Origin of the sequence: Kitasatospora sp. NPDC058965, from assembly GCF_042741245.1 — a bacterium.
Classification (GTDB): domain Bacteria; phylum Actinomycetota; class Actinomycetes; order Streptomycetales; family Streptomycetaceae; genus Kitasatospora.
The window spans coordinates 1-8,900 of the sequence record NZ_JBHYKG010000331.1 but is presented as its reverse complement, the minus strand read 5'-3'; the positions used below and the strand labels follow the sequence as shown (position 1 = coordinate 8,900).

Genomic DNA, 8,900 nt, shown 5'->3' with positions numbered 1-8,900 from the left:
GTACTCATCCGGAGATCTGCTTGTCGATGTCGGCCTGGGCCTGCTGGGCCGCGGCGGCGAGCAGCGCGGCCGCGTCGCCGCCGGTGACGATCTTCGCGGCGGCGCTGCTGAACAGGGTGCCGACCGCACTGTCCCAGGTGCCGGGGTTGTTCCTGCCGTACTTGGCGGCCAGCGCCACGGTCTCCTTGGCGGGCCCGGTCGCGAGCTTGTCGGCGGCGGCGGCCACCGAGTTGCGCGGCGGGATGTGGAAGCCGTAGCCCTCGGCCCAGTCCTTCTGCAGGTCGGTCTGCTGGATCCAGAGCCACTGCACGTACCGCTTGGCCGCGTCCACGTTCCGGCCCTTGGCGTTGACGCAGCTGGTCCAGCCGCCGACCCGGACCACGGGAGTGCCGCCGGCCTTGAAGGCGGGCCAGGGCAGCACCCCGAAGTCGTCGCCGAGCGCGGTCTTGATCTGGGGCATCGCCCACAGACCGCACCACTGCATCGGCACGACGTTCTGGGTGAAGGCCGCCGGGTCCCACCAGTCGGTGGTGAAGCCAAGTTGCAGGGACTGGTCGTCGTGCAGGCGCTTGAGGCCGGCCACCGCCTCGACGGCCTGCGGCGAGTCGAAGGCCGCCTTGCCGTTGGCGACCAGCTCGCCGCGGTTGGAGAGCACGGCCAGGATCGGGGTGTCGCCCAGTCCGTCGTTGCCGACGAACAGGCCCTTGCCGTCCTTGGTGGTCAGCGCCTTCGCCGCGGCGACCAGCTCGTCGAAGGTCTGCGGCGGGGTGATCCCGGCCTTGGAGAGCACGCTCCTGCGGTAGTAGAGCATCATGATGTCGTCGATCATCTTGACGCCGTAGCGCTTGCCCTCGACCGTGACGGCGTCGCGGTCGCCCTTGTTGAAGTCGGGTCCGGCGCTGCCGTAGAGGTCGTCCAGGGCGGCGATCTGGCCGCGGCGGGCCAGGCTCTCGCTGAAGTCGCCGGTCTCGAAGACGTCGGGGGCGGCCTCGGTGAGCAGCGAGGCGTTGAGCTTGCTGGTGTAGTCGCCCGGCACCCAGGTGACCTTGACCGCGATGTCGGGGTTGGCCTTGGTGAACGCGGTGGCGTAGCGGGTGGCGGCCTGCTGGGTGCCGGCCTCGCCGTACGCGTGGTACCAGACGTTCAGGGTGGTCCTGGCACCGCCGGAGGACCCGCCGGTCGGGTGGGTGCCGCAGCCGACCACGGCTCCGGCGACGACCATCAGCGATCCGCCGAGGAAGCCTCTGCGGCTGAGGTGGGTTCTCTGTGCGCTCATTTCGCATCCTTGGTGCTGGGTGGGGTCGGTGTGCGGGATCCCGAGGGGGCGGGATCCGTTGGGGGTAGTGACGGTCCGTCAGGGAAAGAGGGTCTGGATGGCGGCGACCGCGCCACCGCGGGCCCACTCCTCCCACGGCAGTGGCCGCAGGGTCAGCGGGCACTTCGCCGCGGCCTTGAAGCAGTGCGCGGTGTAGGCCGCCTCGATGTGGCTGCCGAAGAGGTCGAAGGTGTCGAGCCCTTCGCCGGTGACGACGACGCGCTCGGGTCCGAGCAGGCTCACCAGGGTGGCGATGCCGGTACCGATGGCCCGGCCGGCCGCGACGAAGACCTGCTGCGCGGCGGGGTGGCCGTCGCGGGCCAGTCGTACGGCGCCGTCGAAGTCGAGGTCCTGGTCCGCGACGGCCCGCCGGACGCCGGCGAGGATCGCGTCGCTGGAGCCGATCGCCTCGACGCAGCCGGCCGAGCCGCAGTGGCAGCGCGGACCGGCGGGATCGACGCAGGTGTGGCCCAACTCGCCGGCCACCCCGTAGGCCCCGGTGACCAGTTCGCCGTTGACGACCAGTCCGGAGCCGATGCCCGCGCCGATGGTGACCAGCGCGAAGTACTCGGTGCCGATCCCCTCGCCGAACCAGTGCTCGGCGACGGTCAGGGCCTTGACGTCGTTCTCGATGCTCACGGCCAGCCCGGTCGCGGCCGAGACGATCCCGGCGAGCGGCACGTCCTGCCACCCGGGGAGCACGGAGTAGCGCACCAGGCCCCGGTCGCGGTCCACGTCACCGGAGACGGCGATCCCGAGGTGGCCGGTACGCTGCCTGAACTCCGGTTCGCTGTCAAGCAGTTCGTCGACCAGATCGGCGATCAGCGTGCACACCGAACCCGGGTCGCGGGCCGTCAGCCGACGCCGGCCGGTGACCTGCATCCGGGCCCGCAGGTCGCAGACCGTGCCGTACAGCGCGTCGGCACTGATCTTCACGCCGACGAAGAACTCCCGGTCGGGAGTGATCGCCAGTGGGTTCACCGGGCGGCCGGCTCCGGGCGCGGTGCGCTCGGGCGGCAGCTCGTGGAGGTAGCCGTCCCGGATCAGCGGCCGGGCGGCCTTGGTCACCGCGGTCGAGGACAGCCCCGTCCGGCGGGCCAGTTCGACCCGGCTGAGCGGGCTCTCGGCCAGCAGGAGGCTGAGGATCGCGGTCTCGGCCGGTGCGGTGACCAGCGGGTGCGACGGGTTCGGAAACACGGCGGCAACGTACCGAGAAATAAATAACTTTGTCCAGTATTGATTTCGGACCCAGGCCGGACCTAGGCTCTGGCCGTCTCCGCGGCACCCGCGCGATCCGCTCGCCGGCCTCGCGCTCCCGCACCTCGCCGCCTGCCCAGACCCCATGGACCGCCCGTGCCCGCCAAGCCCCCGCCCCTCTCCTTCGACGCCGCCCGCGGCCTCGCCGTGCTGCGGACGCCGCACAGCGTCTACGCCCTGCGGACCGGCGCCGACGGCAGCCCCCGGCACCTCTACTGGGGCGCACCGCTCGACCCCGCGGAGCTCGCCGCACTCCCCGCCCACGCCTCCCCCGCCGCCAGCAGCTTCGAGGCCGATCCGGCCCCGGACGAGCTCGCGCCGCAGACCGGCGCGCGGTTCGGCCCGGCCGGCCTCCAGGTGCGGTTCGCGGACGGCACCCGCGGCGCCCAGTGGACCCTCGCCGGCCACACCGTCGGCGACCACGAACTGCGCCTGCGCCTCGCCGACCGCCGCTACCCCCTCACCGCCGAGCTCTGCTACCGGGTCCGCCCCGGCAGCGACGTCGTCGAACGCTGGACCGAGCTCACCCACACGGGCGGCGCCGGCACCGGACCGATCGCCGTGGACCGGCTGGACTCGGCCTGCTGGACGGCCCCCGCACTGCCCGACTACCGGCTCAGCCACCTGGTCGGCGGCTGGAACAGCGAGTTCCAACTGCACCGCGACCGCCTGCCGGTCGCCGAGACGGTGCTCACCAGCCGGCGCGGCCTCACCAGCCACCACGCCAACCCCTGGCTCGCCCTCGACGACGGGACCGCCACCGAGACGCACGGCCAGGTCTGGAGCACCGCCCTCGCCTGGAGCGGGAGTTGGCGGATCACCGTGCACCGCGACCCGGTCGGCCGGACCAGCTGGACCGGCGGCTTCGGCCACGAGGGCCTGAGCTGGACCCTGCAGCCCGGCGAGACCCTGCACACCCCGGTGTTCGCCGGGCTGTACACCGCCGGCGGCTTCGGCGCCGCCAGCCGCGCCTGGCACGACCACCTGCGCCGGACCGTCCTGCCCGAACCGGACCGGGACCGACCGGTGGTCTACAACTCCTGGGAGGCCACCGGCTTCGACGTGGACCTGCCCGGCCAGCTCCGACTGGCCCGGCTGGCCGCCCGGGCGGGCGCCGAGCTCTTCGTGCTGGACGACGGCTGGTTCGGCGCGCGCACCAACGACCGGGCCGGCCTCGGCGACTGGACACCGCGGCGCGCGGCGTTCCCCGACGGGCTGCGCCCGCTGGCCGACGAGGTGCACGACCTGGGCATGGACTTCGGGCTCTGGGTGGAGCCCGAGATGGTCAACCGCGACAGCGACCTCCACCGGGCCCACCCCGACTGGGTCGTCCACGCCCCGACCCGGGACGCCACCGAGCTGCGCCACCAGCTGATGCTCAACTTCGCCCGCCCCGAGGTGGCGGCCTGGGCGCACGCCACGCTGGACCGCCTGGTCCGCGAGAACGACGTCGACTGGCTGAAGTGGGACGCCAACCGGGTCGTCACCGAGGCCGGTTGGCCCGGCCACCCGGACCCGGACCGACTGTGGATCGAGCACACCCGCGCCGTGTACCGGGTGATGGACCGGCTGCGCCGCGACCACCCGGGCCTGCGGATCGAGGCCTGCGCGGGCGGCGGCGGGCGGGTGGACCAGGGCGTGCTGGCCCGCACCGACCAGGCCTGGACCTCCGACAACACCGACCCGGTCGACCGGCTCGGGATCCAGCACGGCTTCAGCCAGCTCTTCCCCGCCCAGGCCATGGCCGCCTGGGTGACCGACAGTCCCAACGTCACCACCGGCCGGGCCACCCCCCTGCGGTTCCGCGGCCACGTCGCGATGGCCGGCGCGCTCGGCCTGGGCGGCGACCTGGCCCGCTGGACCGAGCAGGAGCTCGCCGAGACCGCCGAACTGGTCGCCCGCTACAAGGAGATCCGCCCGCTGGTGCAACGCGGCCGCCAGTTCCGGCTGACCGCCCCCGGCGGGGTCACCGGCGTGCACTACGCGGCCGCGGACGGCGGCGAGCACGCGGTCCTCGTCTGGCGCCCCGCCGCCCGGTTCGGCCACGCGACCGCCGAACTCCCGCTGCCCGCGCTGGATCCGACGGCCCGCTACCTGGACCTGCAGACCGGTACCGCCCACCGCGGCGCCCTGCTGGTCGGCCGGGGCATCGACCCGCGGCTGCCCGCCGGAGACTACGCGAGCTCACTGATCCGGCTGCGCCGGATCAGCGGCCCCTGCGCCACCACCGGCCGCTGACACCGCCCGACCGCCGCGGCCGTCGCTGCCGGGCGCCCCGCCGCGGCGCCCGGCCGGGTCGGCAGTCGCCCTCCCGTTCCCCCCCAGCAGCACAAGCACTGACGGACCATCAGTTCTGCCTGCGCATCATCCGGGACGCCCCCGCGCGGCCCGCAGAAAGGTCCTGCCATGGACATCAGCCGCCACCAGCCCGCCCTCGACGCCGCCCCCTGGGCCGAGTGGGACCAGTCGCTCCCGGCCTGTGGCGCCCGGATCAGCGCGGACTCCCCCGCCGTCACCCTGGCGGTGCAGCGCGCGGACTGCGCCGGCGCCGATCTCCTGCTGACCACGACGGAGACCACCACGGTGACCGTCCGGCTGGACGTCCCGCTGGACGGTGCGGCCGGCTACTGGCATCCGGACGCCGGTTGGGAACGCACCGTCCGCGCCGACCACACCCCCTGGCGCCCGGTCTCGCTGCTGCGCTCCGCCCCGGTCGGCGCCCTGCACGACGGCGCCGGACGGACCCTGCTCGCCTTCGCCGCCGACCGCACGGTCACCGAGACCCTGGTCCGGTTCGGCGCGTCGGCGCAGCACGGGCGGTTCGGCGTGTGGCTGCGCTTCCCGCTGGCCGCCGACCAGTCCTGTCGGCTGCGCCTGGTCGCGCCCGGCGGCACCGTGGCGGCGGCGCTGCGCCGACTGCGGGTCTGGCTGGCCGGCCTGCCGGACGCCCAACCGCTGCCGATGCCCTCCTTCGGCCGCACGCCGGTCTACTCGACCCGCTACCCGTTCGGCCGCTCCGCGACCGCCGCCGAGGTGGAACAGGAGGCCGTGCTGGCCGCCGAGTTGGGCTTCGGCCGCCTGCTGCTGGACGACGGCTGGCAGCGCCGCGGGCCCGGCCCCGGCTACGCCGGCCACGGCGACTGGCGGCCGGACCCGGCCAGGTTCCCCGACCTCGCCGCGCACGTCCGGGCGGTCCGGCGCACCGGGCTGCGGCCGGTGCTGTGGATCGCCCCGCTGCTGCTGGGCCGCGGCTCGGCGGCCCACCGCCGCTGGGCCCCCTTCGCACCGCACCAGGCGCGGCACCTCGACTGCCGCATCCTCGACCCGCGCCGCGCCGAGGTGCGCCGCCACCTGGTGGAGACCTGCCGCACCCTGGCCACCGCCTACCAACCGGACGGCCTGCAGCTGGACTTCCTGGGCGAAGCGCTGGCCTATTCCGGCGCACCGGCGCCCGACCGCCCGGCCCCCGGGTTCATCCCGGACCTGGGGCAGGCGATGGCGCGCCTGCTCGCCGACATCCGGGGCGCCCTGCGGTCCGCGCGCGGGGACGACTTCCTGCTCGAACTGGGCGAGGGCTGCACCGGCCCCGCCGCCACCCCCTTCGGCAACGCCCTGCGGCCCACCGCGAGCCCGGGCAACCCGGTGGCCAACCGGTTCCGGACCCTGGACATCGCCCTGCTGGCACCGGGCGGCGCGGTCCACTCCGACCTGCTCGCCTGGGAGCCGGACGCATCCCCGGAGGCGGTGGCCCGCCAACTCCACGGGGGGCTGCACGCCGTCCCGCAGCTCTCGATGCGCCTGGCCGAGCTGCCCGCGGCCCAGCGGGCCACCGTGGCCTTCTGGCTCGCCACCTGGCGCCGGCTCTCCGCCGTGCTGCTCGGCGGCCACTACGAGCCCGGCCGGCCGGACGAGCTCTACCCCCTGGTGGTCTCGACCCTGGGGAACCGGCGCGTGATCACCCGGTACGCCGACCGCCCGGTCCCGCTCCCGCCGGAGGCCTGGCGCACCCTCACCGTCGTCAACGCCACCGCCTCCTCACGCCTGGTGGTCGAGGCCTCGGGACCGCCGCGCGTGGTCCGGCTGCGCAGCTACGACGCCCGCGGCCAGCGGCAGCAGGACACCACCCTCCCGCTCACCGCCGGCCCGCACGAGATCGAGGTGCCGCCCTCGGGCCTGTGCACGCTCACCCTGACCTCCAGCCTCTTCGTGCTCGGCGCGGCGAAGTGAGCTGCCGGAACCCTCGTGCGGTGACCGCGGCACCGCGCCACACAGGGCCGGCGGGCACGCCGGGCACGCCCGCCGGCCACCCGTGTCAGGCGCTGCTGGCGGCGGCGAAGCGGGCGCTGACGTCCTGCCAGTTGACGACGTCCCACAGCCGGGTGACGTAGTCCGGGCGGACGTTGCGGTACTGCAGGTAGTAGGCGTGCTCCCAGGCATCGAAGGCGAGCAGCGGGGTGGTGCCCTGGCCGACGTTGCCGTGGTGGTCGTAGACCTGCTCGACGATCAGGCGCCGGCCCAGCGGCTCCCAGGAGAGGATGCCCCAGCCGCTGCCCTGGACCCCGACGGTGGCGGCGGTGAGCTGCTTCCGGAAGGCCTCGAAGGAGCCGAAGTGCTCGGTGACGGCGTCGGCGAGGGCGCCCTCCGGGCGGTCGCCGCCCTCCGGCGAGAGGTTCTGCCAGAACAGCGAGTGCAGCACGTGGCCGGACAGGTGGAACGCGAAGGTCTTCTGCAGGCCGACCAGCCCGCCGAACTGCTCCTTGTCGCGGGCCTCGGCGAGCTGCTCCAGCGTGTCGTTGGCGCCCTTGACGTAGGCGGCGTGGTGCTTGGCGTGGTGCAGCTCCAGGACCTCCGCCGACATCGCCCGCTCCAGGGCGGAGTAGTCGTACGGCAGGTCAGGCAGCGTGTAAGTGCCCATCAGGACACGGCCCCTTTCAGGCGTGGAGGATCATGTCGCTCGACACACTATTGCGTATGACTTGCAATAGCGACCACACTGCTACAGCATGTCTGACGCGGGGTCGGCCCGTCAGTCGATCGGAAGCACCCCCGGCCGGGCGCGCCTCCCTTCCTGGCGATCGTCTTCCCAACCGGCGCCCGCCGGGACACCGGCCGGCCCCGCACCACCTCGGCCGTGTGCCGTCCTGCCACTCATCGCTGCTTCGCGTCGGCGGTGCAGCTGTGCACGGGCTCCAGGGCACCGCGGTCGGTCAGCACGACGGCCTCCCCGTCCGCGACGGTATAGGCGTCGATGACACCCCGTCGGACGATGTCGGAGCGGCCGCCGCCCTGGTACGCGACCAGGTTGCCGCCGCTGGTCGCCAGACCGCACGTACCCACCCCGGCCAGGGTCTGGCTGCCGCTGAAGCCGAACTGCACCGGGAGGCGACTGCCGGTGGCCAGGTCCGCGGTGGCCACGCTCTGGCTGACCGCGGTGGTCCCCATCTTCACGGCTGCGGCGAACAGGGTGGATCCGGACACGGTGCACAGGCTGGTGTGGAAGTCGGCCGGGAGCACCTGCTTGGCCTGCCCGGTGGCCAGGTCGACCTCCAGGGCCGGGGTACTGAGCGTCACCGCCGAGTGCTGAACGCTGGAGACGCAGCCGACCGGGCCGGGCGTCGTGCCGGCCACCAGTCGTGCGAATGCGGCGGGTTGGGCCGTTGAGACCGTGTAGAGGGCCCAGTCGCCGGCCGACCCGGCGCCGGCGCTGCGGATGCTGAGCACGACCTCGGTGCCGTCCGGGCTCACCCGGTACTGGCGGTTCCCGGCGGGCAGCGGCGCGGTGCTGGACCGCCCGTCGCGCACGGACCGCAGCGAATCGGCGTCCACGGCGAGGTAGTCGGACGCGGACTCGGCCCGGACGATCTGGAAGTCGGCGGTCGGCGGGGCCACGTCCTGGCGTCCGGACCCGATGTGCCAGACGAGGTCGTTGCCGGGGACGGCGGAACCGACCGGCCCGGCACCGGAGAGGACCGCGTCGGGGCAGGCGCGCACGCAGGTCACTCCGGAGGTGGTCAGGTCCTTCTCGGTCCACGCCTTCGCCCCGTCGGCGGTGATGCCGGTGAACGTGTTGGTGGCCGGGTCCATCAGGACCGCGCCGTGACCGTCGGCGGCGACGATGACGGTGCCGGCGGCGTACGCGGGGGGCGGCGCCGGGGTGCTCCGGGTGCAGGAGGCCACAGCCGTGAGGAGGACTGCGGTGAGGAGGGCGGCGCAGAGACGGCCCAGGGTGCGCGGCACGGTCCGTGGTCCTTTGCGGTGAGGGAGCGGGGACCGGGCGGTTCACGGGCGGGGCCCCGTTACCCCCCGTGGGGTGTACCAAGTTGCGGTA

The 8,900-nt window shown here is 74.2% G+C and carries 6 protein-coding genes; 2 read left to right on the top strand and 4 right to left on the bottom strand.

Going from position 1 to position 8,900, the window contains the following annotated elements; all coding sequences use genetic code 11:
- Nucleotides 1–4: 4 nt before the first annotated feature.
- Nucleotides 5–1,276, bottom strand: a complete 1,272-nt coding sequence (locus ACFW1A_RS34435; protein ID WP_380416166.1) for an ABC transporter substrate-binding protein — start codon at nucleotides 1,274–1,276, stop codon at nucleotides 5–7.
- 78 nt (nucleotides 1,277–1,354) lie between these two features.
- Nucleotides 1,355–2,512 carry an ROK family protein gene (locus tag ACFW1A_RS34430; protein ID WP_380416164.1) on the bottom strand — a complete coding sequence of 386 codons (1,158 nt, stop codon included), beginning with the start codon at nucleotides 2,510–2,512 and terminating at the stop codon, nucleotides 1,355–1,357.
- Nucleotides 2,513–2,668: 156 nt separating this feature from the next.
- On the opposite strand from ACFW1A_RS34430, the gene ACFW1A_RS34425 reads away from it, so the two are divergent.
- Nucleotides 2,669–4,810, top strand: a complete 2,142-nt coding sequence (locus tag ACFW1A_RS34425) for an alpha-galactosidase (protein ID WP_380416162.1) — start codon at nucleotides 2,669–2,671, stop codon at nucleotides 4,808–4,810.
- Nucleotides 4,811–4,978: 168 nt separating this feature from the next.
- Nucleotides 4,979–6,799, top strand: a complete 1,821-nt coding sequence (locus ACFW1A_RS34420; protein ID WP_380416160.1) for an alpha-galactosidase — start codon at nucleotides 4,979–4,981, stop codon at nucleotides 6,797–6,799.
- 85 nt (nucleotides 6,800–6,884) lie between these two features.
- Here ACFW1A_RS34420 and ACFW1A_RS34415 read toward each other — a convergent pair whose 3' ends face one another.
- Both ACFW1A_RS34415 and ACFW1A_RS34410 read right to left on the bottom strand, forming a co-directional pair.
- Nucleotides 6,885–7,487, bottom strand: a complete 603-nt coding sequence (locus tag ACFW1A_RS34415; RefSeq protein WP_380416158.1) for a superoxide dismutase — start codon at nucleotides 7,485–7,487, stop codon at nucleotides 6,885–6,887.
- A 233-nt stretch (nucleotides 7,488–7,720) separates the two neighbouring features.
- Nucleotides 7,721–8,809 carry a hypothetical protein gene (locus ACFW1A_RS34410; RefSeq protein ID WP_380416155.1) on the bottom strand — a complete coding sequence of 363 codons (1,089 nt, stop codon included), beginning with the start codon at nucleotides 8,807–8,809 and terminating at the stop codon, nucleotides 7,721–7,723.
- Between the last annotated feature and the right edge of the window lie 91 nt (nucleotides 8,810–8,900).